24 protein-coding genes and 1 pseudogene are annotated in these 24,195 nt (G+C 67.1%); 8 read left to right on the top strand and 17 right to left on the bottom strand.

What is annotated here, in order from left to right; all coding sequences use genetic code 11:
- The first annotated feature begins 256 nt into the window (after positions 1–256).
- From LVB77_RS19810 to LVB77_RS19800, 3 genes and pseudogenes are all read left to right on the top strand, one after another.
- The gene (locus LVB77_RS19810) at positions 257–511 is read left to right on the top strand and encodes a hypothetical protein (protein WP_232907913.1); all 255 of its coding nucleotides are present in this window, start codon (positions 257–259) and stop codon (positions 509–511) included.
- 173 nt (positions 512–684) lie between these two features.
- Positions 685–1,353, top strand: a pseudogene (locus tag LVB77_RS19805) (RHS repeat-associated core domain-containing protein); the annotation flags it as partial.
- A 427-nt stretch (positions 1,354–1,780) separates the two neighbouring features.
- The gene (locus tag LVB77_RS19800) at positions 1,781–2,209 is read left to right on the top strand and encodes a hypothetical protein (RefSeq protein WP_232907912.1); all 429 of its coding nucleotides are present in this window, start codon (positions 1,781–1,783) and stop codon (positions 2,207–2,209) included.
- A 372-nt stretch (positions 2,210–2,581) separates the two neighbouring features.
- Here the strand turns inward: LVB77_RS19800 and LVB77_RS19795 are convergent, their stop codons facing one another.
- Positions 2,582–2,989 (bottom strand): OsmC family protein, encoded by a 408-nt coding sequence (locus LVB77_RS19795; protein WP_232907911.1) that lies wholly within the window; start codon positions 2,987–2,989, stop codon positions 2,582–2,584.
- Positions 2,990–3,240: 251 nt separating this feature from the next.
- Here LVB77_RS19795 and LVB77_RS19790 point away from each other — a divergent pair, with 251 nt between their 5' ends.
- Positions 3,241–3,786: a hypothetical protein gene (locus LVB77_RS19790; RefSeq protein WP_232907910.1), complete on the top strand. Its 546-nt coding sequence runs from the start codon at positions 3,241–3,243 to the stop codon at positions 3,784–3,786.
- 93 nt (positions 3,787–3,879) lie between these two features.
- Here the strand turns inward: LVB77_RS19790 and LVB77_RS19785 are convergent, their stop codons facing one another.
- The 10 genes from LVB77_RS19785 to cyoA all read right to left on the bottom strand — a co-directional run bounded on the left by LVB77_RS19785 (position 3,880) and on the right by cyoA (position 15,449).
- Complete coding sequence (locus LVB77_RS19785; RefSeq protein WP_232907909.1) at positions 3,880–5,424, bottom strand: alpha-lytic protease prodomain-containing protein; 1,545 nt, start codon at positions 5,422–5,424, stop codon at positions 3,880–3,882.
- 166 nt (positions 5,425–5,590) lie between these two features.
- Positions 5,591–7,978, bottom strand: coding sequence for a serine/threonine-protein kinase (locus tag LVB77_RS19780; RefSeq protein ID WP_232907908.1), 2,388 nt, complete (start codon positions 7,976–7,978; stop codon positions 5,591–5,593).
- Positions 7,979–8,051: 73 nt separating this feature from the next.
- Positions 8,052–8,615: an ECF-type sigma factor gene (locus tag LVB77_RS19775; protein ID WP_232907907.1), complete on the bottom strand. Its 564-nt coding sequence runs from the start codon at positions 8,613–8,615 to the stop codon at positions 8,052–8,054.
- Positions 8,616–8,685: 70 nt separating this feature from the next.
- Positions 8,686–9,222: a response regulator transcription factor gene (locus LVB77_RS19770; protein ID WP_232907906.1), complete on the bottom strand. Its 537-nt coding sequence runs from the start codon at positions 9,220–9,222 to the stop codon at positions 8,686–8,688.
- Positions 9,212–10,498, bottom strand: a complete 1,287-nt coding sequence (locus LVB77_RS19765) for an ATP-binding protein (RefSeq protein ID WP_232907905.1) — start codon at positions 10,496–10,498, stop codon at positions 9,212–9,214. Before LVB77_RS19765 ends, LVB77_RS19770 begins: the two co-directional genes overlap by 11 nt.
- Positions 10,499–10,529: 31 nt before the next feature.
- Entirely contained in the window at positions 10,530–11,330 is an 801-nt protein-coding gene (locus LVB77_RS19760; protein WP_232907904.1) for an SURF1 family protein, read from the bottom strand.
- A complete protein-coding gene (gene cyoD / locus LVB77_RS19755; RefSeq protein WP_232907903.1) occupies positions 11,327–11,719 on the bottom strand; it encodes a cytochrome o ubiquinol oxidase subunit IV in 393 nt (130 codons plus the stop codon). Before cyoD ends, LVB77_RS19760 begins: the two co-directional genes overlap by 4 nt.
- A complete protein-coding gene (gene cyoC, locus LVB77_RS19750; protein ID WP_232907902.1) occupies positions 11,716–12,345 on the bottom strand; it encodes a cytochrome o ubiquinol oxidase subunit III in 630 nt (209 codons plus the stop codon). The genes cyoD and cyoC overlap by 4 nt, the downstream gene beginning before the upstream one ends.
- Positions 12,338–14,317 carry a cytochrome o ubiquinol oxidase subunit I gene (cyoB, locus tag LVB77_RS19745; protein WP_232910371.1) on the bottom strand — a complete coding sequence of 660 codons (1,980 nt, stop codon included), beginning with the start codon at positions 14,315–14,317 and terminating at the stop codon, positions 12,338–12,340. The genes cyoC and cyoB overlap by 8 nt, the downstream gene beginning before the upstream one ends.
- Before the next feature lie 79 nt (positions 14,318–14,396).
- Entirely contained in the window at positions 14,397–15,449 is a 1,053-nt protein-coding gene (gene cyoA / locus LVB77_RS19740) for a ubiquinol oxidase subunit II (protein WP_232907901.1), read from the bottom strand.
- Positions 15,450–15,603: 154 nt separating this feature from the next.
- Here cyoA and LVB77_RS19735 point away from each other — a divergent pair, with 154 nt between their 5' ends.
- A complete protein-coding gene (locus LVB77_RS19735; protein WP_232907900.1) occupies positions 15,604–16,917 on the top strand; it encodes an MFS transporter in 1,314 nt (437 codons plus the stop codon).
- Between the two features lie 21 nt (positions 16,918–16,938).
- On the opposite strand, the gene LVB77_RS19730 is transcribed toward LVB77_RS19735, so the two are convergent.
- Positions 16,939–17,373, bottom strand: a complete 435-nt coding sequence (locus tag LVB77_RS19730; protein WP_232907899.1) for a VOC family protein — start codon at positions 17,371–17,373, stop codon at positions 16,939–16,941.
- A 120-nt stretch (positions 17,374–17,493) separates the two neighbouring features.
- Positions 17,494–19,203: a serine hydrolase gene (locus LVB77_RS19725; RefSeq protein WP_232907898.1), complete on the bottom strand. Its 1,710-nt coding sequence runs from the start codon at positions 19,201–19,203 to the stop codon at positions 17,494–17,496.
- A gap of 173 nt (positions 19,204–19,376) precedes the next feature.
- Here LVB77_RS19725 and LVB77_RS19720 point away from each other — a divergent pair, with 173 nt between their 5' ends.
- Complete coding sequence (locus LVB77_RS19720) at positions 19,377–19,724, top strand: gamma-glutamylcyclotransferase family protein (protein WP_232907897.1); 348 nt, start codon at positions 19,377–19,379, stop codon at positions 19,722–19,724.
- A 12-nt stretch (positions 19,725–19,736) separates the two neighbouring features.
- Here the strand turns inward: LVB77_RS19720 and LVB77_RS19715 are convergent, their stop codons facing one another.
- From LVB77_RS19715 to LVB77_RS19700, 4 genes are all read right to left on the bottom strand, one after another.
- Complete coding sequence (locus LVB77_RS19715; protein WP_232907896.1) at positions 19,737–20,030, bottom strand: hypothetical protein; 294 nt, start codon at positions 20,028–20,030, stop codon at positions 19,737–19,739.
- Between the two features lie 70 nt (positions 20,031–20,100).
- A complete protein-coding gene (locus tag LVB77_RS19710) occupies positions 20,101–21,021 on the bottom strand; it encodes a hypothetical protein (RefSeq protein WP_232907895.1) in 921 nt (306 codons plus the stop codon).
- Between the two features lie 126 nt (positions 21,022–21,147).
- Positions 21,148–21,699 carry a hypothetical protein gene (locus tag LVB77_RS19705; protein ID WP_232907894.1) on the bottom strand — a complete coding sequence of 184 codons (552 nt, stop codon included), beginning with the start codon at positions 21,697–21,699 and terminating at the stop codon, positions 21,148–21,150.
- Positions 21,696–22,721, bottom strand: coding sequence for a hypothetical protein (locus tag LVB77_RS19700; RefSeq protein WP_232907893.1), 1,026 nt, complete (start codon positions 22,719–22,721; stop codon positions 21,696–21,698). Before LVB77_RS19700 ends, LVB77_RS19705 begins: the two co-directional genes overlap by 4 nt.
- A 207-nt stretch (positions 22,722–22,928) precedes the next feature.
- Between LVB77_RS19700 and lexA the strand changes: the two genes are divergently transcribed.
- Together lexA and imuA are read left to right on the top strand one after the other, a co-directional pair.
- Positions 22,929–23,537: a transcriptional repressor LexA gene (gene lexA / locus LVB77_RS19695; RefSeq protein ID WP_232907892.1), complete on the top strand. Its 609-nt coding sequence runs from the start codon at positions 22,929–22,931 to the stop codon at positions 23,535–23,537.
- Positions 23,538–24,194, top strand: a complete 657-nt coding sequence (gene imuA / locus LVB77_RS19690; protein ID WP_232907891.1) for a translesion DNA synthesis-associated protein ImuA — start codon at positions 23,538–23,540, stop codon at positions 24,192–24,194. It abuts the gene before it with no gap.
- Position 24,195 lies beyond the last annotated feature (1 nt).

Raw genomic sequence — 24,195 nt, 5'->3', positions numbered from 1 at the left:
TGCTTTTCTAGTCGTTTTTTTTCTTGTTGGGTGCGGCTCGTCTTCGAAAGGGGAACCGTCCAAGGCGGAAATTCCACCTCAGGCTAAGCTTAGCAATTCAGACCTGCTTTCAGTTAATGGGGAGCTTTTCCCATTAAGTTCTTACTTTGGTGTCTGTGTGCGTTACAAAGGTCTCTGGCGAGCTGAGCTTCGTAACGGGATGCTAAGCCCTCATCAGCCAACGAGTGGCGAAGTAACTATGCCTGGAAATATAAAATTGAGCATCCAAGTCGGTAAATTCGATATGTGGCCGGGAACCATCCTCGAGGATGTCCCCACTACCTCGCCACCTCGGCGCATTCGAACCGCAGCCTTGGAAGGGGAGAGGACGATAGTTGTCTCCGACTTTGAGGGCGGAGGGAACAACCTGGTGAGCATTGGTTATGACCAAAAGGACGCTGCCGCGCAAGCTGAGGCCATTCGCCTTGCCAACAATGTGGTGGCCTGCCATATCTCTGCCAACCAGCCTTGAACCGCCCAGGGTTTCATAGGTAGTCGTCAGCTGGCGTCTTCGACGGTCTAAGCAAGGGAGATGTCGGTTGCCCAGCGGGTCGCCGGAAACAGGGGTCAGAGTGGACTTTCTAGAAAGCCCACTCTGACCCCTGTTTCGACGACGCCACCGGCAAACACACCCACCTGCAGCATGGTGTGGCGCACACGCACGACGGCGTCGGCAACACCATCGCCATCGGCGGGGCGACCCAGCAGTTCAACTACGGCGAAGACGACCGCCTGCGCAGCGTGCAGCAGAGCGGCACGATCGTGCGCAGCTATTCGTACAACGCACTGGGCGAGCGCGTGCTATCGACCATCCCAGCCGTCGCCAGCAATCCCGACGGCAGCGGCGGCACTCCGGCAGTGAACACCTACACCGTCTACGACGAATCCGGCCGTTGGCTGGGCGACTACGACACCTACGGCGTTGTCCTACAGCAAGCGATCTGGCTGGACGACCTGCCGGTCGGCCTGCTGGCCGGAAGCGGTGCCAACCAGAAACTCCACTACATCGAACCCGACCACCTGGGCACCCCGCGCGCGGTCATCGACCGCACCCGCGACGTCGCGATCTGGACCTGGGCCCTACAGAACGAAGCCTTCGGCAACAGCCCGCCGAACCAGGACCCGGACCTGGACAGCACGGCGTTCGTGCTGGACATGCGGTTCCCGGGGCAGCGGTATGACGCGGCTAGCGGACTGAATTACAACTATTTCCGGGATTACGATGCCGCTAGTGGGCGGTATGTGCAGAGCGATCCGATCGGGCTGAAGGGTGGCATCAGCTCTTACGCTTACGTTTCTGGAGCTCCCTTGCAGGCATATGATCCATTCGGACTTGAGTTATGCCGCTTCACACTCGGCGACTATGATGGCTACCTAGATACCGAGTTTTCGCCCTATGTCTCTGAATGGCATGCCTTGAACCAACTCTACGGGATCGACACGCCATTCTCGTCGGGATTCAGGCCGACAGAGGCGCAGGCTCGTTTAAATAACAGGAATGCAACCACACCCGCGCCGGCCGGGAATAGCCTGCATGAGGCGGGTTTCGCGATGGACGTCCACTGGAATTCACAGCTTAATGCGGCTGAGCGTAAGATTGTGCTCGCCAATGCGTATGCTGTTGGTCTTGCATGGGGCGGATACTTCAATAACCCGGACAATGTTCATTTTTATCGCGACCCAGGCGATCGCGCTATACGGATTCCTGACGCGCAACGTAGATATCAAGAGGGAACGGCTGATGATTGCACATGCTCGCAAAATTAGTTTTCTTTGCGTGGTTTCAGCTTTGTTTGCTTTGCCGCTAATGGTTATGGCCAAGGGGGGCATTGCTGGAACATATTCCTCTATTAAGTACAACAGTGAGAGCGGCGACCTGTCCGGATACGAAATACAGATCATTCCCGTGGTCAATGGCTACAAGGCAATACTTCAACTCGCCGAGGGAGAGGTTACGGATGTCGTTGTTTCAGATGCGGCGGTTGATAAGGATGGCGTGCTCTCCGCCAGTTTCGTATTACGTTCTGGTGCTGGGTGCAAGCTGCGTGCAAAGGTGATGGCGGGAAAGCTTGTGGGTGTACTTTCGTTTGAGAAGTCAGGTGATGTCGATTTGACGATGCCCCGTTCGATAGGTTACTGGGATGACCAGATATCCAAAGTCAAGCGCTAAGATTCGGTTTTAATTTAGGGCAATATAAGAATCGGAATTGCGGATACGAAATCGCGGGAACTGGGACACCCACAGTTCGGAGATGACTAGGACGCCGCAGTTCCGTAGCTCTCTTGCGCCCAGCATCAGAAATCCCTGGCTGTGCGCCAATGGCACTGGCGCGATGCTGGGTCCGTGACCCAAGCACCCGCATCGCTGATTCCACCCGGCCAAGCGGGAACGTTCCACTGCGTGCGTCGGGCCTTCTTGTGCGGGGTTGATCGCTACACGGGCCGCACCTATGAGCACCGAAAGGATTGGACGCGCCGCTGCAACCGGTCAGCCAACGGGCCATCGCGCACCACTGCATACACTCGGCCGCTCGGTGCGAGCTCAGTCCTGCAATGCCGTCGCGATCCGCACCTCACCCGTCAGCACCTTATGAATCGGGCACGCGTTGGCGATCTGCAGCAGCCGCTCGCGTTGTTCGTCCGTCAGTTCGCCCAGCAGAGTGATCTTGCGCTCGATATCGGTGCCGGCGGCGGGCTTGCCGTCCGGGTTGAAGCGCAGCGCGACTTCGACGCCGGCCAGCGGCCACTGCTTACGCACGGCATACATGCGTACGGTGATGGCGGTGCAGGCGCCCAGGCTGGACAGCAGCAGGTGGTCGGGCGTGGGCGCGGTGTCGCCGCCGCCGAGGTCGGCCGGCTCGTCGGCCTGCCAGGTGTGGCCGCGGTGGTCGAGGAAGGTGACCACATAGGGTGTGGGTTGGGTGGTGGCGTGGACAGTCGCGACGGTCATGGCGTTCCTGGGACTTGCGGCATCGATTCCGCTGTTACAGACCTTAAGCCTAGCCATGCGACGGTGCCAGCCATGGCGGTCGCACGAACCGTTCCAAGGTGCGAACGATGCGGTATGGCCCTGCCGCCCTCGTTATAGCGAGACCTCGTTGCATTCCGTTCGATCTTCCAAGTCGCAGTGATCTGTCATCGAAACCTGAAAACCCCGGTCATCGATACAAGAATAGGAGCCAAATCCTTTCGGAATACCCCATGCGCGCGATGCAGAAGATGCTGCAGCAGCTGAAGAAGAGCCAAGCCTTGGTGGATCTGTATCGAGACGATCTAAGCGGCGAGTCGCTGACCGGTGTCATTACCGACTACTCCGAGGATCTCGTCTACCTCAGCCTTTTCACCGAGGCCGGACTAGCCAATGGCATTGTGGTCTGCTTCCGTAGCGACATCACCCGGATCCGCTGGGAAGGCAACGAACGTCAGGCCATTTCCATGCTTGTAGACGCGGCCGGTTCCAAGCCCACCGCGCCTGCGCTCGCCATCGATTCGTTGCAGTCGGTGTTGGAATCGGTGTGCTCGACGTTCGGCTACGTGAATGTCCTTGCTGAACGGATGAATGGGGCGGAAACCTTCATTGGAAAGATCGCAGAGCTGGATGCGGAGTCGTTGATCCTAGACACCTTCGGAACCTATTCCAGTCGGGATCGCAGCAAGCTATGGTTGCGCCTTTCCGATATCACGCGAGTCGATGCGGATGCTTCGTATGAGCGCAGTGTGGCTTACATAGCGGGACGTTCGAGCTGATTCACGAAGTAGTGCCGCCTACCGATTCCGGCATTAGATGGTTCGATTTCCGTTCAGTGCGGGCGGCGCCCTCCGGCGCCGCCCGCATCGCTATCAGCGACCGGCGGTGCCGGTGCTCCACAACGGCTTACGCTGGTAGTCGTACACCACCACATTGCCGTCGTTCTGCACCATCAGCACCGCGCCGCGATTGCCGCCGGTGTTGCTGGCCCAGCGCACCTGGTTGGCGCTGTCGCGCACGGTCAGGTTGCCGTCGGTCTGCATGTGCAGGGTGTGGCCGCTGCCGTAGACGTGGTTGGCCCAGATCGCGCCGACGTTCTGCTTGTATAGCACCAGGTTGCCGTCGCCCTGGATCGCCAGCGTGAATCGCCGGTCGCAGGAGGTGAGGGTGCCGTTGGTCTCGCGCCAGTCGCGCGGGTTGAGGCGGCCGCAGTTGGGCACGGTGCGTAGCACCAGGTCGTAGGCGTTGAGGATGGGCTGCAGCGGTTGGAAGTAGCTCACCGGCGCCGGATCGCCGCAGTTGTCGTTGCGGCCGTCGAAGAGGTCGCCGCCGGAATGCACGCCCTGAGCCTCGGCGCTGGGCGTGATCACCGCGCCGCCCGAGTCGCCGTAGCCGGAGCAGGCATTGGATTTGGTCAGGTTCTTGACCTTGCCGTACCCCGGACCGTAATCGACCGTCCAGTTCTTGGCCTGCACGGTGCCGCAGCGGTAGCCGGTGTAGTCGCCCGAGCGGCATATCACCGCGCCCACCGGCGCTTCGAAGCCGCCGAGCACGTCGATATCGCCGCCGACATAGTTGTTGACCCAGGGCAGGATGTGCCACAGGTTGGGCTGCGTGTTCTGCACCCAGGCGTGGTCGGCGACGGGGAACGTGGAGAACGCGAAATGGCCGATGGGGGAGTCGTTGGGGCCGCGCACGGGGGTGTTGGCCGGGGCGCAATGGCCCGCCGTCACGAAGCCGGGCGTGTTGCCGCGGAAGGCCGAGAAACCCATCGAGCAGCCGCTGCCGGGCGTAAGGTAAATATCGCCGCCGCGCAGGTCGTGCTGCGGCCGGGGACGCTTGGCGGAGGTGACGATGCGCACCATCTTGGCGTCGATGCCGCTGCGCGCGATCAGGTCGATCGCGGCCTCTTCGGCGCCGGGGTCGATGGTGAGCTCGATGCGGTTGTTGGGCAGGTCCACGCCCCAGGACTGCACGCGCGGGCCGTCGTTGCGCATCGCGCCCGCGGTCGGCTGGCGATGGGCCTGGTTCAATTGCGTTTGCGCCGCGTCCAGCGCGGCCAGGCTGTGGCGCTGCAGGCGCAGTTCGTCGCCGATCTTCGGCATGCGGCTGGCCGACTTGCTATCGGTGGTGCCCACGATCAGGCGGAAGTCGCCCGCGGCATCGCGTTCCAGCCAGGCGCCGGCGTAATGTGCGCCGAGCGCGGCCTTGGCTTCGGCCTGCGCGCGCAACGCGCGGTGTTCGGTGGCCAGGTAGGTCGACACCTGCGTGGGCTTGAGGCCCAGATCCCGCTGCATGGCCTGGCGTATGGCGGCCGATGCCGGATTGGCCGGCAATGCGGCAGCGTCGCCGGTCAGGGGCGCAAGCATCGCGCACAGCGTGGCGGCCAGCGCGGTGACGGTGTGGATGGCATTCATGAGTTCGTTTCCTTCCTTGAGTGATGTGGGACGCGGGCACGTCCGATGGCGGCCGTGCCTATCCCTGTACGAGCGGGCGGGCCGAACCCTGACATCGACTTGGAAGAAATCTAGAAGCGGGTGTTTTCGACCTTCGATCGCCCCATGACCGGATGGCGCCTGGTGCTCAGCGCGGGTTCTGCACTCGCGCCTGGCATTCGGCGACCCAGCGCCGGCTCAGGGGGCCGTGCCAGGCGGTGCGGTTGGGCATCGCCTCCAGTTGGCGCAGCGCGGCGGCGAGTTCCAGGCGGCGGTCCGCGCTGCCGCAGCGCGCACGCTCCAGCGCGACTTGTTCGAAGCGCGGTTGCGATTCGACGATGGCTTCGTCGGCGCGCTGGGCGGCGTTGGCCTGCAGCGCCGCGATGGCTTGCGCGAGCTTGCCGCGCTGCAGCCAGGCGACGGCGCGCAGGCCGTCGATGTCGAGCAACTGGCCGTGACCTTCGGCGTTGCGCTTTGCCGACAGGCGGCGCGCGCGGTCCAGGTCGTGTTCGGCCAGCGCCCATTCGCCGCGCGCCAGGCGCGTTTCGCCACGACCCAGCAGTGCGGAGACCGACGCCGGGTGCTCTTCGCCGTGGAATTCCAGCGAACGCGCGACCATGCGGTCGTAGCGGCGCAGGGCTTCGTCCAGGCGTTGGGTCTGCAAGGCGGCGAACGCCAGGTTGCGGCCGATCAGCAGTTCTTCGTCCGGATTGCGCGGCGTCAGCTGCTGCACCAGCGTGTCGGCCTTGAGCAACAGAGGATAGGCCTTGGCCGCGTCGCCGTCGGTGAGCGCGATGCCGCCGCTGTTGACCAGTGCGCGCACGTGGTCCTTGCGCGTTGCCGCGCCGCCGACTTCCAGCAATGCCAGGCTGCGCTCCAGATAGGTCCAGCCGCGGGGCTTGTCGCCCAGGGCGAAGTGACCGATGCCGATATTGCCGAGCAGGCGCGGATACAAGGGGTCCTGTGTCGCACCGGCGCGCTCGAGCACCTGCGCGGCCTGTTCGCTGTACCGCAGGAAGGGCTTGGGCTGACCCAGCCCGTAGTGCGCGGTGGCCAGACCGCGCAAGGCATCGGCCAGGGCCAGCGGATCGTCCTGGTCGCGCAGCGAGGCGACGGCGCGCGCGTAAGCGTCGCGCGCCTGCGTGGGCATGCCCAGATCGGTATAGACCTGGCCGGAGGCGTGCAACAACGCGGCCAGGGCTTGCGGCGAGTGGGTCTGGTCTTGCTGGTCCTGCAACTGCTTCATGCCGCCGTCGAGCAGTTCGCGTGCGGTGACTTCGCCGCGGGTCGCCGCTTTCGGCGTGGTGCTGCGGAACAGACTGACGAAGTAGTCGGCCACGGCGCGGGCCTTCTCGCGCTCGCGCTCGGTGCGTTCGAGCTGGCGATCCAGGCTGTAAATGTGGAAGACGGCGAAGACCACGCCGGCCGCGACGGCCGCGAACACGGGCCAGCGGCGGCGCAGCAGGCGGCGCAGGCGATAGCCGCGTTCGTGGCCGCGCGCGCGGATCGGCAGGTGCTGCGCCCAGCGCTGCAAGTCGTCGGCCAGCGCTTCGGCGCTGGGGTAGCGCTCGCGAGGGTCCGCCGCGGTGGCGTGGGCGACGATGCGTTCCAGATCGCCATGCAGACGCGTGGCCAGGCGCGAGGGGCTCAGGGCGCGCGCAGCGGCGATGTCGGTCGCGGCAGTGGGCTCGTCGCGCAGCAGGTTGGCCCAGCGCTGGCCCAGGCGCGATGGCGCCTCGGTGTGACGTGCCTGCGAGCCGATCAGCAAGGCCTGCAGCAACAGGCCCAACTGGTACACGTCCGTGGCGGTGGTGACCGCCTCGCCGCGGCGCTGCTCGGGCGCGGCCCAGGCGGGCGTCATCGAGCGCGTCTGGGTCTGGGTCGGGTCGGCCTCGTCCAGCAGTTTGGCGATGCCGAAATCCAGCAGCTTCACTTGACCGGCCGGGTCGACGAGGACGTTGGCGGGTTTGATGTCGCGATGCACGACCAGGTGGCCATGGGCGAACTGCACCGCTGCGCAGACCTGACGGAACAGGGCGATGCGTTGCTCCAGCGTGGCCTTGAGGCGGTCGCACCACTGGGTGATGGTGTCGCCGGGAACGTACTCCATCGCGAACCAGGGATGGCCGCCGTGGGTGAGGCCGCCGTCCAGCAACTGCGCGATATGCGGATGCTGCAGGCGCGCCAATACCTTGCGCTCGCGCAGGAAGCGCTCGGTCAGCGGCGAGAATCCGCCCCAGATCCGCTTCAAGGCCACCTGCCGCTGCCAGGCGCCGTCGGCGCGCTCGGCGAGAAAAACCTCGCCCATGCCGCCTTGGCCGATGCGCCGCAGCAGGCGGTAGGGACCGATTTCCGTTCCGCCGATCTCGTCGGTGCCGGCGTCGCCTTCGTCCAGACGCGATAGCAGCGCGCGAACGCGCTGCGCGAGTTCGGGTTGGGTCGCGCACGCCGCTTCCAGCAATGCTTCGCGCTGGTCGGCGGGGGCGTCCATCAGCCGGCGCAGCAAGGGCAGCGCCGCGGAGTCGAGAGCGTTCATCGGCGCGCGGGTCCGTTCGGTCGGAATGCGGGAGGTTGAAGCGGGTTACGGCTTACGGCCCGCTACCCTGACATCAGGTTTCCAGGCGATCGCGCAGCCAGGCGCGCGCCGCGGCCCAGTCGCGATACACGGTGCGTTCGTCCAGTTCGAGCAGTCGTGCGACCTCGGGCACGCTCAGGCCGACGAAGTAGCGCAGCTCCACCACTTTGGCCATGCGCGCATCGAGCTGTTCCAATGCCACCAGCGCGGCATCGAGGTCCGGCAGATAGGTTTCCTGAGGGATCGGCAGCTGCAGCGCCTCGGTGAAATCGTCGCGTCGCCAGGCGCCGCCGTGTTTCTCGCTGGCCGCCTTGCGCGCGCGATCGACGAGGATCTGGCGCATGATCTTCGCCGCCGCGTTGAACAGATGCGCGACGTTATCGAAGGCGACGCTTTCCTGGCCCAGCAAGCGCACGAACACGTCGTTGACCAGCGCCGTGGGCTGCAAGGTGTCGTGGCCGCGGTGCCCGCGCAACTCGCGCGCGGCGATCGCGCGCAGGTCGGCGTAGATCAGCGGCAGCAGCGATTCCAGCGCGGCCGGGTCGCCGTGGCGCCAACGCTGGATCAGAGGGTGCGGGTCCGTCGCGGGGTCTGACATCGAACTGTCTCCTTAGGCCCGCCATCCTTGTGGCGCCGTCCTCGACAGTCAAGCGGGCGCCCGGCCGCGCTTACTTGATGCGCCGCTTCTCCAGCTTGCGCGCCAGGGTGCGCCGATGCAGGCCCAGCCGGCGCGCGGCCTCGGAGATGTTGAAGTCGCTTTCGGCCAGGACTTCGTGGATGTGCTCCCACTCCAGGGTCTTGATCGAGGTGGTGCGGCCGGTCAGCTCGACCTCGGCGTCGCCGGTGGCGCGCTGGAACGCGGCCTCGATGTCGTCGGTATTCGAAGGCTTGGCCAGGTAGTGGCGCGCGCCCAGCTTGATCGCCTCCACCGCGGTGGCGATGCTGGCGTAGCCGGTCAGCACCACGATCAGCATCTCGGGGTCGAAGGCGTGCAGGTGCTTGACGCAGGACAGGCCCGACGCGTTGGCGGCCAACTTGAGATCGACCACGGCGTGGCTGGGTGCGAACTCCTCCAGCAGCGCCGGCAACCCGGCTTCGCCGGGCAGGTGGCGCACGCTGTAGCCGCGGCGCTCGAACGAGCGCACCAATGTGCGCGCGAAGGTGGTGTCGTCCTCGACGATCAGCAGCCGATGTTCATTCGTCATCGTCGTGCTCCTCGATGGCTATGGCCGACAGCGGCAGGGTCAGGGTGACCACCGCGCCGCCCTGCGGGCGGTTGCGCGCGGTGAGCCTGCCGCCCAGTGTGCGGGCGACGTTGACCGAAAGGAACAAGCCCAGGCCGCCGCCCGGGCGGCCCTTGCTGCTGTTGTAGGGCGTGCCCAGGCGTTCGAGGATCTCGGCGGAGAAGCCCGGGCCGGCATCGCTGACTTCGATCACCAGCTGACCGTCGCGGCAGTCGGCGTCCAGCGCCAGCCACGATGGCGAGGCTTCCAGCGCGTTGTCGAGCACGTTGAACACCATCTGCCGCAGGCCGTCGTCGGAGACGATACGCGGGTCGTCCTCGCAATGGCGCTGGTAGCGGAACGACTCCGGCGCGCGCGCCGCACGCCACTCCGCCGCCAGATCGTCGAGCAACTCGTGCAGCGTGGTTTCGACCGGCGATTCGCCGCGCGTCTCGCCCGCCGACAGCAGGATATGGGTGACGATGGACTTGCAGCGCGCGACCTGGGCCAGCATCTCGGCCACGTCGTGGTGCAGTTCGGTTTCCGAGGCGATGGTGGGCAGGTGCTGCCAGTCGCCTAGGATCACCGACAGCGTGGACAAGGGCGTGCCCAACTCGTGCGCGGCACCGGAGGCGAGCAGGCCCATGCGCACGATGTGCTCTTCCTCGGCGGCGCGCTGGCGCAGCTCGGCCAGGCGCGCGTCGCGCTCGCGCAGAATGCGGCCGATGCGGGTGATGAACACCACCAGCAACGCCGCCACCAACAGGAAGCAGATCAGCAGGCCCTGCACGTAATGGTCGGCCAGGCCGCGGCCGGGTTCGACCGCGATCCGCAGCGGCGTCGGCGACACCGCCAGCGCGGTGAAGCACAGGCCGGCCGCGGCGGCGATGATCCAGTTGGCCGGCGAGCGCAGCAGCACCGTGCCCAGCACCACCTGCAGCAGGTAGAGGAAGACGAAGGGGTTGGTGATGCCGCCGCTGAGGTAGAGCTGGATGCTCAGCGACAGCACGTCCACCAGCAGGCCGACCAGCATGGCGCGGTTGGAGACCTGCGCGCGGCGCTTCCACCACAGCTGGCTGCCGAGATTGAACGCGACCAGTCCCGCCAGCACCGCGCACATCGCCGCCAGCGGCAGGGCGATGCCGATGCCGTAATGGACGACGAAGATGGTGACGACCTGTCCGACCACCGCGATCCAGCGCAGCTGGATCAACTGCTGCATGTTGCGCAGCCCGGTGCGGTCCTGGGAGCCGTTCATGCCGGCGATGCGGGGCGCGTCCGCGGCGGCCTCATGGGCGCTGGATCGGGCTTGCATGACCGTGGGGGCCTCCTCGCTGCGCACGATCTTGCCGCAAACGGCGCTCCGATGCGAACAGGAAGTAGCCCGCCACCAGGGTCAGCGCGGCCAGGCCGAACCAGGTCAGCGCGTAGGACAGGTGATGGTCGCGGAACGCCACCACGGTCATGCCGCCGCGCGGCCAGGCCTGGCTGGGCGGGCCGCGTTCGGCGTCGACGAAGTAGGGCGCGACCGCGTTGGCGGGCAGCTTGCGCGCGCGCGTGATCGCGGCGACGTCGCGCGAGTACCAGCGCGCGTGCGCGGGGTCGTTGCTGCGCAGGAAGCCGCCCTTGGGCTCGCTGATGCGCAGCAGGCCCACGATCTCGACCGGGCCGGTGGGCGCCGCGGACGTGGTGGCCTGTGACGGCACGAAGCCGCGGTTCACCCATACGTAGTCGCCGCCGTCGGTGCGCAGCGGCGTCAGCACCCAGCTGCCGGGGCCCAGCGCGGTCACCGCCTGGGTGCGCGTCTCCAGCGTGGGCAGGAATCGGCCGGACACGCGCACGCGGCGGTAGCCGTCGCGTTCCTCGTCGACCGAAGGCCAGTCCGCGCGCGCGGGCGGCGCAGCGGGAGCGGCATGCACGCGCGCTTCGACGCGCGCGATCAGCGCGTGCTTCCAGCCCATGCGCTGCACTTGCCAAGCGCCCAGCGCCAGGAAGCCCACGAAGGCCACGGCCAGCGCGGCGGCGAACACGGCCAGCAGCACCGGCCGGCGGCCGGGCGCTGCCTGGGTCGCGGGCCGCGTTACGGTCACGGCGCGTTCTTGAGCATGTCCTGCATGTCGTGCAGGCTCGGCATCATGTTGGTATTCATGTGATGCATCACCCACAGCGAACCGGTCAGCACGATCACCACCAGCACCACGGTGAAGATCAGCGCCAGCACGTTCCAACCGCCCTCGGAGCGGGTGTTCATGTGCAGGAAGTAGACCATGTGCACGACCACCTGCACCGCCGCGAACGCCAGCAGCACGATCGCGATCAGGGTGGCGTTGGGAACCACGTTGCCCATCACCAGGCCGAACGGAATCGCGGTCAGCACCACCGACAGCAGGAAACCGGTCAGGTACTCGCGCGCCGAGACGTGCGGGATACCGTCCTCGAGTTGGTCGTCGTGAAGATCGTGCGCGTCGTGCTGGCTCATGGCAGCACTCCCATCAGGTAAACGAAGGTGAAGACGCCGATCCAGACGACGTCGAGGAAGTGCCAGAACATCGAGAGGCAGGCCACGCGCCGGCTGTTGGCGCGGGTCAGGCCGTGGCGCTGCACCTGCACGCACAGCACCGCCAGCCAGATCACGCCGAACAGCACGTGCAGACCGTGGGTGCCGACCAGGGCGAAGAAGGCCGACAGGAAGGCGCTGCGCTGCGGACCCGCACCCAGGTGGATCAGATGCGCGAACTCGTAGATCTCGATGCCCAGGAAGGCCAGGCCCAGTGCGCCGGTCAGCAGCAGCCAGCGGATCATCGCGCGCTTGTTGCGCTTCTGCATCGCGATCATCGCAAAGCCATACGTGATCGACGACAGCAGCAGCACGGCGGTGTTGAGCGCGACCAGCTTCAGGTCGAACAGGTCGGCGCCGGACGGGCCGGCGGCGTAGCTGCGCCCCAGCACGCCGTAGGTGGCGAACAGGCAGGCGAAGATCATCAGGTCGCTGAGCAGGTACAGCCAGAAGCCGAACAGCGTGCCGTTCTGCGGGTGATGGCTGCCGGCCGTGTCCAGGAACACGGGCGAGCCGTCCGCGCGGGTCAGGGCGATGGACTCAGACATAGGTGGCCTTCAACTGTTCGCTGCGCGCGTGCTCGGTCGCGGCGATCTCTTCGGCGGGGATGTGGAAGTCGCGGTCGTAATTGAAGCTGTGATAGATCGCGTAGCCGACGATGCCCAGCAGCGAGACCGCCGCCAGCCACCACACGTGCCAGATCAGGGCGAAGCCGCAGGCCGTGCTCAGCACCGCCAGGACTACGCCGGCGGGGGTGTTGCGCGGCATGTGCACCGGCAGGAAGCCGGTGCTGGGGCGCTGGAAGCCGCGCTGCTTCATGTCCCACCAGGCGTCGTTGTCGTGCACCACCGGGGTGAAGGCGAAGTTGTAGTCCGGCGGCGGCGACGAGGTCGACCATTCCAGGGTGCGGCCGTTCCAGGGATCGCCGCTGACGTCGCGCAGCTGCGCGCGCTTGCGGAAGCTGACGTAGATGCAGATCAGGAACGCGGCGATGCCGATCGCGACCAGCACCGCGCCGAAGGCGGCGATCTGGAACCAGATCTGCAGCGAGGGATCGTCGAAATGGCTCATGCGGCGGGTCACGCCCATCAGGCCCAGCACGTACAGCGGGGTGAACGCGAACCAGTAGCCGGCCAGCCAGAACCAGAACGAGACCTTGCCCCAGAAGTCGTCCAGCTTGAAGCCGAAGGCCTTGGGGAACCAGTGGGTCATGGCCGCGAACAGGCCGAACACCACGCCGCCGATGATCACGTTATGGAAGTGCGCGACCAGGAACAGGCTGTTGTGCAGCACGAAATCCGCCGGCGGCACCGCCAGCAGCACGCCGGTCATGCCGCCGACCACGAAGGTGACCATGAAGCCCATGGTCCACAGCATCGGTACCTCGAAACGGATGCGGCCGCGGTACATGGTGAACAGCCAGTTGAAGATCTTCGCGCCCGTCGGGATCGAGATGATCATGGTGGTGATGCCGAAGAACGAATTGACGCTGGCGCCCGAGCCCATGGTGAAGAAGTGGTGCAGCCACACCAGGTAGGACAGCACGGTGATGCACACCGTGGCGTAGACCATCGACGAGTAACCGAACAGGCGCTTGCCCGAGTAGGTGGACACGATTTCCGAGAACACGCCGAACAGCGGCAGGATCAGGATGTAGACCTCCGGGTGGCCCCAGATCCAGATCAGGTTCACGAACATCATGGCGTTGCCGCCCAGGTCGCTGGTGAAGAAGTTGGTGCCCACGTAGCGGTCCAGGCCCAGCAAGGCCAGCACGGCGGTCAGCACCGGGAACGACACCACGATCAGCACGTTGGTGCACAGCGAGGTCCAGGTGAACACCGGCATCTTCATCAGGCTCATGCCCGGCGCGCGCATCTTGATGATGGTCACCAGCAGGTTCACGCCCGATAGCAAGGTGCCTACGCCGGCTATCTGCAGCGCCCATATGTAGTAGTCCACGCCCACCCATGGACTGAACGCCGCCCCCGACAGCGGCGGATACGCCAGCCAACCGGTGGCGGCGAATTCGCCGAAGAACAGCGACAGCATCACCAGCGCCGCGCCGCTGACGGTCATCCAGAAGCTGAAATTGTTGAGGAACGGGAAGGCGACGTCGCGCGCGCCGATCTGCAGCGGCACCAGGTAGTTCATCAGGCCGGTGACCAGCGGCATGGCCACGAAGAAGATCATGATCACGCCGTGGGCGGTGAAGATCTGGTCGTAGTGGTGCGGCGGCAGATAGCCCGGGTTGTCGCCGAACGCCATCGCCTGCTGCAGGCGCATCATCAGCGCGTCGGCGAAGCCGCGCAGCAGCATCACCAGGCCCAGCACGATGTACATGATGCCGATCTTTTTGTGATCGATGCTGGTGAACCATTCCTTCCACAAGTAGCCCCACAGGCGGTACTTGGTGATCGCCGCCATCAGGGCCAGGCCCAGGATGACGGTGGCGACGAAGGTGGCCGCCACGATGGGTTCGTGCAGCATGGGCACGGCGTCCCATGTCATGCGTCCGAAGATCGGAGAGCTGGGGTAGGTGCCGCTTTCGAGGGACATCGCAGTACTTCCGGAGACGATACGGGGCGTGGCGGGGCGCGCCTTACGGCGCCTTCATGCCGGCCAGCGAGGACGGACGGTTGGCGGGCTCGACGGTGCACACGTCGGCGGACACGTAGGCGCCCAGGCGCGGATCGCCGCGGCGCGGCATGGCCAGCGAGTTCAGGCCGTCCAGGCCCAGGCCGCCGGCGGCGTCCAGCGCCATCATCTGGTCCATGCACAAGCGCTCGGAATCGACGCAGCGGTTGAGGATGGCGTTGTACAGCGTGGCGTCGACGCTGGCGTAGTGGCGCACCGGCTCGCGTTCGCTGGGCTTTTCCAGCTCCAGGTAGGCCGCGCGCGTGAGCGACTGCTTGCTCTGGCGCAGGCCGGCGATCCAGGCCTGGTAGTCGCCGTCGCTAAGGCCGTGGAACTTGAAGCGCATGTGCGAGAAACCGGCGCCGCTGTAGTTGGCGGAGAAGCCCTGGTACTCGCCGGGCGCGTTGATCACCGCGTTGAGCTGCGTCTCCATGCCCGGCATGCCGTAGATCATGCCGGCCAGGTGCGGCACATAGAACGTATTCATCACCGAGGAGGCGGTGATCTTGAAGCGCACCGGGCGGTCGACGGGCACCGCGACTTCGTTGACCGAGGCCACGCCTTCTTCCGGGTACAGGAACAGCCACTTCCAATCCAGCGCGACGACCTGGATTTCCAGCGGTTGCACTTGCGCGGGCACCGGGCGGCCGGCGGCGATGCGATCCAGCGGACGGTAGGGATCGAGCAGATGGGTGCTGATCCAGGTGATCGCGCCCAGCGCGATGATGATCAGCAGCGGCACGCCCCAGATCACCAGCTCCAGCTGCGTGGAGTGGTCCCAGTCCGGCGTGTACTTGGCGTTGCGGTTGGCGGCGCGGTAGCGCCAGGCGAACCAGAACGTCAGCGCGATCACCGGCACGATCACCACCAGCATCAGCGCCGTCGCCACCATGATCAGCTGGCCCTGGCGCGCGGCGACGTCGCCGGCGGGGTCCAGCACCACCAGGTTGCAGCCGGAAAGCAGGCCGACGAGGGCCAGCAGCGCCGCGGTCGGCAGGAGTCTGCGTGCGATGAACATGGGGGGAGGCCGGAACTGAGGCTAGATTGATGGACGCCAATGTAGTGCGCGCGCCCATTCACGAGTATTGGACGTTTTGTCCTATCGCTTCCGGCCCCGGGCTCTGTCAGCCTAGCCTCGCACCTTCCCTGCCCGACGTAGAAAGCTCCCTCCGATGGCTACCGTTCCCGGCCCCACCGCTTCTTCCCACGACCATGGCGTCAAGGCGCATGCCGACGTCGCGCCGGGCGAAATCGCCGTCGGCGTGGTGGTGGGGCGCGCATCGGAATACTTCGACTTCTTCGTCTACGGCATCGCCTCGGCGCTGGTGTTCCCGGCGGTGTTCTTTCCGTTCCTGGACCGTTTGCAGGGCACGCTGTGCGCCTTTGCCGTGTTCGCACTGGCGTTTGTCGCGCGGCCGCTGGGCACTGTGCTGTTCATGTCGATTCAGGCGCGCTGGAGCCGTGGCGTCAAACTGACCGTGGCGCTGTTCCTGCTGGGCACCGCGACCGCGGGCATCGCGTTCCTGCCGGGTTACGGCACGTTGGGCTGGATATCGATCGCGTTGCTGGCGTTTTTCCGGCTGCTGCAGGGCATCGCGCTGGGCGGTTCCTGGGACGGCCTGCCGTCGTTGCTCGCGCTCAATACGCCGAAGGAACGCCGCGGCTGGTACGCGATGCTGGGCCAGCTGGGCGCGCCGGTGGGCTTTATCGTCGCCGCCAGCGTGTTCGCGTTCCTGTACGCCAGCCTGGGCGAGCAGGACCTGCTGAGCTGGGGCTGGCGCTATCCGTTCTTCGTCGCGTTCGCGATCAACGTGGTGGCGCTGTTCGCGCGCCTGCGCCTGGTGGTGGCCGAGGAATACCAGGACAAGATGGGCGAGCTGGAGCTGGAGCCCACGCCGATCCGCGAACTGTTCAGCGCCAAGGGCCAGCACGTGGTGGTCGGCGCGTTCGCGGCGCTGGCCAGCTACGCGCTGTTCCATATCGTGACGATCTTTCCGCTGTCGTGGATCAAGCTGTATTCCGACCAGTCCATCGTCGGCTTCCTGCTGGTGCAGATCCTGGGCGGCTTCATCGCCGCCGGCGCGATCGTGCTGTCGGGCGTGATCGCCGACCGTGTCGGCCGCGCGCGCACGCTGGGCGGCCTGGCGATCGTGATCGCGATGTTCAGCGGTTTTGCGCCAACGCTGATGGCGGCCGGCTCGCTGGGCCAGGACGCCTTCATCCTGATCGGCTTCGCCCTGCTGGGTCTGTCCTACGGCCAGGCGGCGGGCGCGGTCACGGCCAACTTCGGCCGCCGCTACCGTTACTCCGGCGCGGCGTTGACTTCCGATCTGGCCTGGCTGATCGGCGCCGCGTTCGCGCCGCTGGTCGCGCTGGGCCTGTGCTCGCAGTTCGGCCTGGCCTGGCTGGGCGTGTACCTGCTGTCCGGCGCGATCGGCACGCTGGCCGCGCTGGGCATCAACCGCGCGCTGAACTACAAGAGCTGAGTCGCGCGGCCGAGGCCGCGCTCAAGCCGGTATGTCCACGGTGACCGACGCCGCGCTGCGCTTGCCTTCGCCGTGGTACACCGCCTCGATGTTGTTGCCGTCCGGGTCCAGCGCGAACGCCGCGTAGTAGCCCGGGTGATACTTGCGCTCGCCAGGCGCGCCGTTGTCGCGGCCGCCGTGAGCCAGCGCGGCGCGATGGAACGCGTCCACCGCGGCGCGGTCCTTGGCCTGAAAAGCGAAGTGGTGGCGCCCGGTGAGCTTGCCCTGCGCCGCTTCGCTGCCGGCGGTGGAGATGAACAATTCGTCGGCCCAGAAGTAGTCGTCGCCGCTGCCGCTCATCGGTATGTCCAAGGCCTTGAACACGGCTTCGTAGAACCGCTGGCTGGCTTTAAGGTCTTCCACCACCAACTGGATGTGATCGATCAGGCGGCCGCGATGAATCCGCTGCGTGTCCATGCTGCGCTCCCGGATGGATGAGGCGCCGACGCTAGCACCGGTGCGGCCAAGGGCTTGTGTACGCGGATGTGAAAGCGATGTGTCGATCCGCCACCCCGTCTTAACGAGGCCGAATGGCCGTCAACGCTGCGCCGTGGCGCCTGTGGCTTGGCTGGGAAGCGACTGCGCGGTATCGGTCGCGGCGATCCGCAGCGCCTGCAGTCGACGCAGGCGGCGATTGCTGATCGTGAATCCGTCGACGCCGCCGTCGGCATTGCGCACGAACGTGACCAGCCCACGCGAGCCGACGAACCGCTCGCCGCCCACGGCTTCCAGCGCGACCTCGAACTGGCGCGGCCAGGACAGCACCAGCTTGCCGTCGACGGCGCGCACCGTGTAGGTCATGTCGGTGTCCTCGCTGCGGTAGCGTCCCGCGAACGCCGCCAGGGCGGTGGCATCGGGCAGGGCGCTGTCCACGCGTACGAAACTGCGCGCAGTGGGCCAGAAATCCTTGATGTGCAACTGCGCCGGCATGGCGTTGGTGGCGGGCACGAAGCGCCAATGCTGCGCCTGCTCGCCGGGACGGAAATCGTTGCCGCCGATCGGCACGAACGCCGCGGGAACGCCGACCTGGCGCAGGGCCCCGTCCTTGAATTCCAGACGCACCACTTCGTCGGTCTGGCGGCTCCAGTACACGCCGGCCAGGCTGGCCGGATCGGCGTCCGAACGCGCCACCGCGGGCGCCAGCGCGGGCGCGGTCATGCGATCGCCCAGATACAGCTCGGCGATCTTGCGCGTGAGCTGATCCGGCGCGATCGGGCTGCCGTTGCATAGCACCGCGATGGCGACGCGCTGATCCGGAAACAGCAGCATGTCGCTGCGATAACCGCCGTCGGCGCCGTCGTGGCTGATCATGCGCAGCCCGCGGTAGCCGGCCAGACGCAGGCCGGCGCCGTATTGAGTGAGGGTGCCGTCGTCGAGTTTGCCGGAGGTCTGCATCCAGTCGATCAGCGTGCGCCCGCCCACTCGCGCGTCGATCAGGTTCTGCTGCCACTTGAGCAGATCGCCGACGCTGGTATGCAGGCTGGTCGAGCCGTAGTGATCGATGTTGGGCACGCTGATCCGCCAGCCGCCGCCTTCGCGCGGGCTGTAGGCCGACGCGCGTCGCGCCATGACCTGGGTATGGTCGTCGCGGAACTGGGTGTCGGCCATGCCCAGCGGTTGGAAGATGCGCGCATCGGCGAACGCGCGCAGCGACTGGCCCGACACGCGCTGCACCACGATGCCCAACAGGGTGTAGGCGGCATTGCCGTAGACGACCTCGCTGCCGGCGGCGAAGTTGGCCCGCCGTTGCCGGCTCAGCGCCCACAGGATGTCGGCCTCGGTGTAGAGATCGTCGCCGCGCCATCCGGCCAGGTTCAGCAGCTGGCCTTGCTCGCGCAAACCGCCGGTGTGGTGGATCAGGTGCGCGAGGGTGATCGTCTTGCCGTGGTCGGGAATCTCCGGCACGTAGCGGCGGATGTCGTCGTCCAGCGAGAGGCGGCCCTCCTGCGCCAGCAGGCCGATCGCGAACGCGGTGAACTGCTTGGAGATCGAGGCGCTTTGGAACACGCTGTCGGCGGCGATGGGCAGGTCGTATTCGAGGTTGGACATGCCGTAGCCGCGCGCGTAATCGAGCGCACCGTCGCGCGATATGCCCACCGCGCAGCCGGGCGCGCCGGGTTGGCTCCAGGGCGCGAAGATCGCATCGACTTGCCGATGGCGGTCGGCCGGCGCCGGCTGCGCGAGCGCGATGACGGGCGAGGCGGCGGCGATGGACGCGGCCAGGACGAGCGATCGGATGCTGCGCACGAGACGACCCCGACTTGGCGCACGGCGGCGTGAGTGCGGACGCTAGCATGGGCCTAGAGCGCGCGGCATAGGCTGGAAGTCGTGGCCGCATCGAGCCGGTGGCGTCGGGCCAGGCGAAGGCCGGCGGCGAGGTTCTACAATCGGGCGCACGACCATAGACGCGTGAGACGGCGATGATCCAGCGATTGTTCGTATACGGCACCCTCGCGCCGGGGCGCATCAATGCCCATGTGATGGCGGACATTCCTGGGCGTTGGCAGCCGGCCAGCGTCACCGGCACCCTGCTGCAGGAAGGCTGGGGCGCGGCGGTGGGCTTCCCGGGCATCGTGCTGGACGAACACGGCGCGCAGGTGGCGGGCCTGGTGTTCAGTTCGGAGCGGATGGACGAACACTGGCCGCGCCTGGACGAGTTCGAAGGCGACGGCTATCGGCGCGTGCTGACCACGGCCACGCTGGACGACGGCACGCGCGTGCAGGCCTACGTCTACAGCCTGGCCGATCCCGCGCCCGCGTCGGACTGACGGTCGCGGTGGTCAGATCTCTTCGGGCTTGGCTTCGCGCGCGCAGCAGAAGATGGTGAAGCCAGTGTCCATGCCCTTGCTGTAGACCAGGTTGCCGTAGCGCAGGTGGGTTTCGTTCTTGCAGGTGTAGGTGAACTTGGCCAGCACTTCCTTGCCCTCCGCATCCAGCTTGCGGGTCTGATGAAGCTTGTCCAACTGGCAATCCGGATACAGGCGGATCACGTCGGCGGCCACGGTGCCGGAAGTGGGCGCGGAGCAGCCCGTCAGCAGACCGAGGCCGAGCAGCGGCAAGAGAATTCGAGTCACGCCTTCCCCGATGGCCGACGCCTGCGGATGCAGACCGCGGCCAGCATACAGGCGGCGCGCATCGCGGTCCCTACAATCCCAGGCAGGCGCGCAACGCAGGCGGAATCAGCGCGGGTTGGTCGAGTTCGTAGGTATGGCCCTGGTTGAGCGGGCTGGTCGAACCTTCCTGCAGCGTCACCGCGCGCACCACGGTGCCCAATTCGTCCTCGCTCAAGGAACCCAGCGGCGTGTTGCGGGTGTAGGTCTTGCCGGGATTGTCCTTGCGCAGTTCGGCCAGGATCTTGTCGGCGTAGGCGCCCGGATCGTTGCCCTTGTTGAGCGGCGCGCCGTTGTCGGGCGGCGCGTGGGTGGCGGCGAACTGGTAGATGGAGCGGCCGGCGTTGGCGACCAGCCATTGATAGAGCGCGTGCGCGCCGGTCGGCAGGCTGGGGAAGATCGCGAAGCTCTTGCAGGTGCCGTAAGCGCCGTAGTCGGCGCGATCGGCCAGGCAGGTGAGGGCGCCGGGATTGTTGTTGCGCCAGGTCGGCTTGCCGCCGACTTTCAGCACGTCGCCGTACTTGACGTAGTCCTGGCCGTCGCAGCTGCCGACCAGCGGTTCGGGATCGCGCGGCCAGTTGCAGGCCAGGCCGTCGAGCTCTTCGCGGAATTCCTTCAGGCTCCGGTGGCAGGCGCTCTTGTCTGAGACCTTGGGAAAGCGGACGTAGCAGTTGGCGTAGGTGGTCTTGCATACGCCGCTGACGGTTTCGGCCAGTTTGCTGCAGCTGTCCGGACTTTGATGGCAGGGCACGTTGGGGCGGTCCGCGCACCAGGGCAGGTGCGGGTTGCTGTTGTCGGTGGACAGCGCGCAAATGTCCTCGTGCGGCTGTTTGGGCGGCTTGGGCGTGACCGTGGTCTCGCCGGCGCCGGCCATCGACAAGGTCAGCGCGGCCGCCAGGCCGAACCAGAGCTGGATGCGCGGACGCTTGCGGTTCGCGGCGCGGTGTCGATGCATGGCCTGCCCTCCTGGCGTGAGTCTCCTGTTGGCTCGTAACGCAAGGACGCGGGCCTGGAGGACAAGCTTGCCGTGGAGTGCGACGGCCAGGGTGGAGGGCCACCCCGGCCGAAGTCGGCGCGGCGGTCAGCCCGCCTTGCGCGCGCCGCAACCCTTGTTGAGCGTGTTGACCAGTTGCAGGTTGGCGTCGTGCATGCTGTCGGACAGGGACCGATAGGCCTCGTCCTCGCTGCTGTTCCAGTTCATCGATGCGGCCTGGGCGCGGATCACGAACGGTGCGGCGCCGTCGACCTGCACGCTGTACACCGCCACCGGTACTTTGGTGATGGTGTTCTGGCTCAGGTACAGCTGCTTGATCTGCACCGCCACGCGGCGCGCGTCGGCGTCGGCCGGCGCGTCCGCGGCGGTCATGCCCAGGCTCAACAACTGCTTGCGCACCAATGCCGGCGCGTCGTCGAGCAGGAACTGATGCGCGCCCAGGCCGCCGGCGCGATTGCCGGCGGGACGGGCGTCGACCACGTCGGCGAGCTGGTGCGCGCAGGTCAGGCGCGGCGCCTTCTTGCCGGTGGGCGTGGGCTGCAGACGGTCCTCGCGCACCACCACCTTGTGCACCTTGGTGCTGCAGGCGCTCAGCGCGAGCGTCGCGGCGATGCCCAGCGCGATCGCGGCGCGGTTCATCGGCCGCCTGCGCCGGCGTCGGCGGCGGGTGCCGGCGCGGCTTCGGCGGCCGGAGCCGGCTCGGCGGCAGGCGCGGCGGCGGCATCGGCGGGCGCGGCGACAGGCGTTTCGGCGATGCTGGGTGCGGCGACCGGCGCCACCGCGGCGGTCATCTTGCCGGCGTTGAGCGTCGCGTAGCCGGTCACGCTCTGCATCCACTGGTTGCCGCTGCGCACCCACACGTAGTCGGGCGTGCCGCGCAGCGAACGGCCGCGGTAGATGTTGCCGGCGAACGGGATCTTGTCGTTCTTGACCTTGGTCGCCGCTTCGGCGCGGCCGGCGGAGGAAAAGTCGTAGGCCAGCATGTCGGTGACCTGGGCGATGCCCTGATCGATCAGCGCGCCCACGCCGGCCGGGCCCATCGCCAGCCAGCGGCGATCGATCGCGCCTTCTTCGCCGGGATAATCCACGACCGTGTACTGGAAGGTGTAGGGGCGGTTGAAGCGCAGGGTTTCCTTGACCTTGCCGTTGCTCTTGCGCTCGCGATGCACGTAAGCGGCCTGCACGCGCACGGTCAGGCCGCCGAGGTTGTTGCTCATCGAGTAGCGCGGCGTCAGCACCAGCACGTCCTGCGGCAGCTGCGCGCTGTCCTTGGCGCTGGCGGCGTCCCAGGCGGTCGGCATCACCACCACCTGCGGATTGGGCGAGAAGCCTTCGCCGGCCAGCTTGGCGCGCAGCGCCTGTTCCATGCGCTCGTTGAAGCGGTAGTCCAGCAGCAGGTTGCGCATGTCGGCGATGCGCTTCTCGGCGGTCTTGGCCTGCGAGTTCTGCACCGCGCTGCCGATCAGGGCGCCGATCAGGCCGAACTGGGCGCCCATCGCCGAGGCGGTGTTGGGCACATCGACGGCGATTTCCTGCTGGCTCATCACCAGCTCGACCGGCAGATCCTGGGCGATGGGCATGGGCAGCGGCACCGGCTTGGCGGCGACGGCGTTGAACGAAAGGCAAAGCGCGGCGAGGGCCGCCGCGAGACGTGCGAACATGATTTTCCCCTGTATGAGTCCGTGCCGCCCCCCAGGCGGCGGCCACCGTTTCGGTGGCCGAGAGAGTGTTTCACGGGCCGGTTGCGGCCGTAAATGGTGCGCCGCGCGTTCATGCGCCCAGCCGCGGTCCGCTTGCGCCGAGGCGGGCGACGGGCGGCCGTTCCGGGGCTCGCCTCCGGTCGCCAATGAGTGTACAAATGTACACCTATGGACACGCCCGACTCCCTGCCGCCGCAACGTGCCGCCGTGCTGGCCTTCCTGCGCCGCGAACTGGCGGCCGGGCGCGCGCCCAGCCTGGCCGAGATCGCCGCCGCCTTCGGCTTCGCTTCGCGCAACGCCGCCCAGAAGCACGTGCAGGCGCTGGTCGCCGACGGCTGGCTGGCACTGGCGCCGGGCCGCAAGCGCGGGCTGAGCCTGCCGGGCGGCGGCGCCGACGTGCTGCCGCTGGCGGTGCTGGGCCGGGTCGCGGCGGGCGCGCCGATCGGCGCCGACATCGGCCTGGACCAGCAGCTGTGGCTGGACCGCCGGCTGTTTTCGCCGACGCCGGACTATCTGCTGAAGGTGCAGGGCGATTCGATGATCGACGACGGCATCCTCGACGGCGACCTGGTCGGCGTGCACCGCAGCGCCGACGCGCGCGACGGGCAGACCGTGGTCGCGCGCATCGACGGCGAGCTGACGATCAAGCGTTTGCAGCGCACGCGCCGGCAGATCCGCCTGCTGCCGCGCAACAGCGCGCATGCGCCGATCGTGGTGGAGGCGGGGCAGGACTTCGCCATCGAAGGCGTTTACTGCGGCCTGGTGCGGCTGGGCTGAGTGGGCGCCGTGGTCGCCATCGAAAGCCTGCTGGCCGCGCAGACGCTGTGGCATGCCGGGCGCAGCGCCGGCATCGCCGCCGAGGGCGAATCCTCCGGCCATGCCGCGCTGGACGCGTTGTTGCCGCAGCGCGGCTGGCCGCGGCGCGCACTGACCGAACTGCTGCTGCCCGCCGACGGCGTCGGCGAGTTGTCGCTACTCATGCCGACCCTGGTACGCATGACCCGGGCCGGCGGCACGGTGGCGCTGATCGCGCCGCCGTATCTGCCGTACGCGCCGGCGTGGCAGGCGGCCGGCGTGGACCTGGCCTCGCTGCAGATCGTCGACGCCGCGCCACGCGATGCCCTGTGGGCGTTCGAACAATGCCTGCGCAGCGGCGCCTGTGCGGCGGTGATCGGTTGGCCCGCGCAGGCCGATGCGCCGGCGCTGCGCCGGCTGCAGGTGGCCGCCGACAGCGGCGACTGCCTGGGTTTCGCGCTGCGCGACCGCAAGCACGCGGCCAATCCTTCGCCGGCCGCCCTGCGCGTGGAATACGCGCGCGGCGCCTGGCATGTGCGTAAATGCCGCGGCGGTCCCGCGCCGGCGCAATCCTATGTGCCGGGCGCGGCCGTAGCGGACAGCGCTGCATCGCTCACCGCCGTACCGGGCACGGCGTGAG

This window comes from Lysobacter sp. 5GHs7-4 (genome assembly GCF_021284765.1).
Classification (GTDB): domain Bacteria; phylum Pseudomonadota; class Gammaproteobacteria; order Xanthomonadales; family Xanthomonadaceae; genus Lysobacter.
The sequence above is the reverse complement of the archived record's forward strand: the minus strand, read 5'-3'. Positions and strand labels throughout refer to the sequence as shown.

What these genes read in the sequence shown, in the direction of transcription:
- cyoD (WP_232907903.1), bottom strand. Translation starts at nt 11,719, where the DNA reads ATGAGCCAGCACGACGCGCACGATCTTCACGACGACCAACTCGAGGAC.
- LVB77_RS19710 (WP_232907895.1), bottom strand. Translation starts at nt 21,021, where the DNA reads ATGCATCGACACCGCGCCGCGAACCGCAAGCGTCCGCGCATCCAGCTC.
- LVB77_RS19790 (WP_232907910.1), top strand. Translation starts at nt 3,241, where the DNA reads ATGCGCGCGATGCAGAAGATGCTGCAGCAGCTGAAGAAGAGCCAAGCC.
- LVB77_RS19700 (WP_232907893.1), bottom strand. Translation starts at nt 22,721, where the DNA reads ATGTTCGCACGTCTCGCGGCGGCCCTCGCCGCGCTTTGCCTTTCGTTC.
- LVB77_RS19770 (WP_232907906.1), bottom strand. Translation starts at nt 9,222, where the DNA reads ATGACGAATGAACATCGGCTGCTGATCGTCGAGGACGACACCACCTTC.
- cyoA (WP_232907901.1), bottom strand. Translation starts at nt 15,449, where the DNA reads ATGTTCATCGCACGCAGACTCCTGCCGACCGCGGCGCTGCTGGCCCTC.
- LVB77_RS19775 (WP_232907907.1), bottom strand. Translation starts at nt 8,615, where the DNA reads ATGTCAGACCCCGCGACGGACCCGCACCCTCTGATCCAGCGTTGGCGC.
- LVB77_RS19800 (WP_232907912.1), top strand. Translation starts at nt 1,781, where the DNA reads ATGATTGCACATGCTCGCAAAATTAGTTTTCTTTGCGTGGTTTCAGCT.
- LVB77_RS19795 (WP_232907911.1), bottom strand. Translation starts at nt 2,989, where the DNA reads ATGACCGTCGCGACTGTCCACGCCACCACCCAACCCACACCCTATGTG.
- LVB77_RS19780 (WP_232907908.1), bottom strand. Translation starts at nt 7,978, where the DNA reads ATGAACGCTCTCGACTCCGCGGCGCTGCCCTTGCTGCGCCGGCTGATG.
- LVB77_RS19765 (WP_232907905.1), bottom strand. Translation starts at nt 10,498, where the DNA reads ATGAACGGCTCCCAGGACCGCACCGGGCTGCGCAACATGCAGCAGTTG.
- LVB77_RS19730 (WP_232907899.1), bottom strand. Translation starts at nt 17,373, where the DNA reads ATGGACACGCAGCGGATTCATCGCGGCCGCCTGATCGATCACATCCAG.
- LVB77_RS19705 (WP_232907894.1), bottom strand. Translation starts at nt 21,699, where the DNA reads ATGAACCGCGCCGCGATCGCGCTGGGCATCGCCGCGACGCTCGCGCTG.
- cyoC (WP_232907902.1), bottom strand. Translation starts at nt 12,345, where the DNA reads ATGTCTGAGTCCATCGCCCTGACCCGCGCGGACGGCTCGCCCGTGTTC.
- lexA (WP_232907892.1), top strand. Translation starts at nt 22,929, where the DNA reads ATGGACACGCCCGACTCCCTGCCGCCGCAACGTGCCGCCGTGCTGGCC.
- LVB77_RS19720 (WP_232907897.1), top strand. Translation starts at nt 19,377, where the DNA reads ATGATCCAGCGATTGTTCGTATACGGCACCCTCGCGCCGGGGCGCATC.
- LVB77_RS19785 (WP_232907909.1), bottom strand. Translation starts at nt 5,424, where the DNA reads ATGAATGCCATCCACACCGTCACCGCGCTGGCCGCCACGCTGTGCGCG.
- LVB77_RS19735 (WP_232907900.1), top strand. Translation starts at nt 15,604, where the DNA reads ATGGCTACCGTTCCCGGCCCCACCGCTTCTTCCCACGACCATGGCGTC.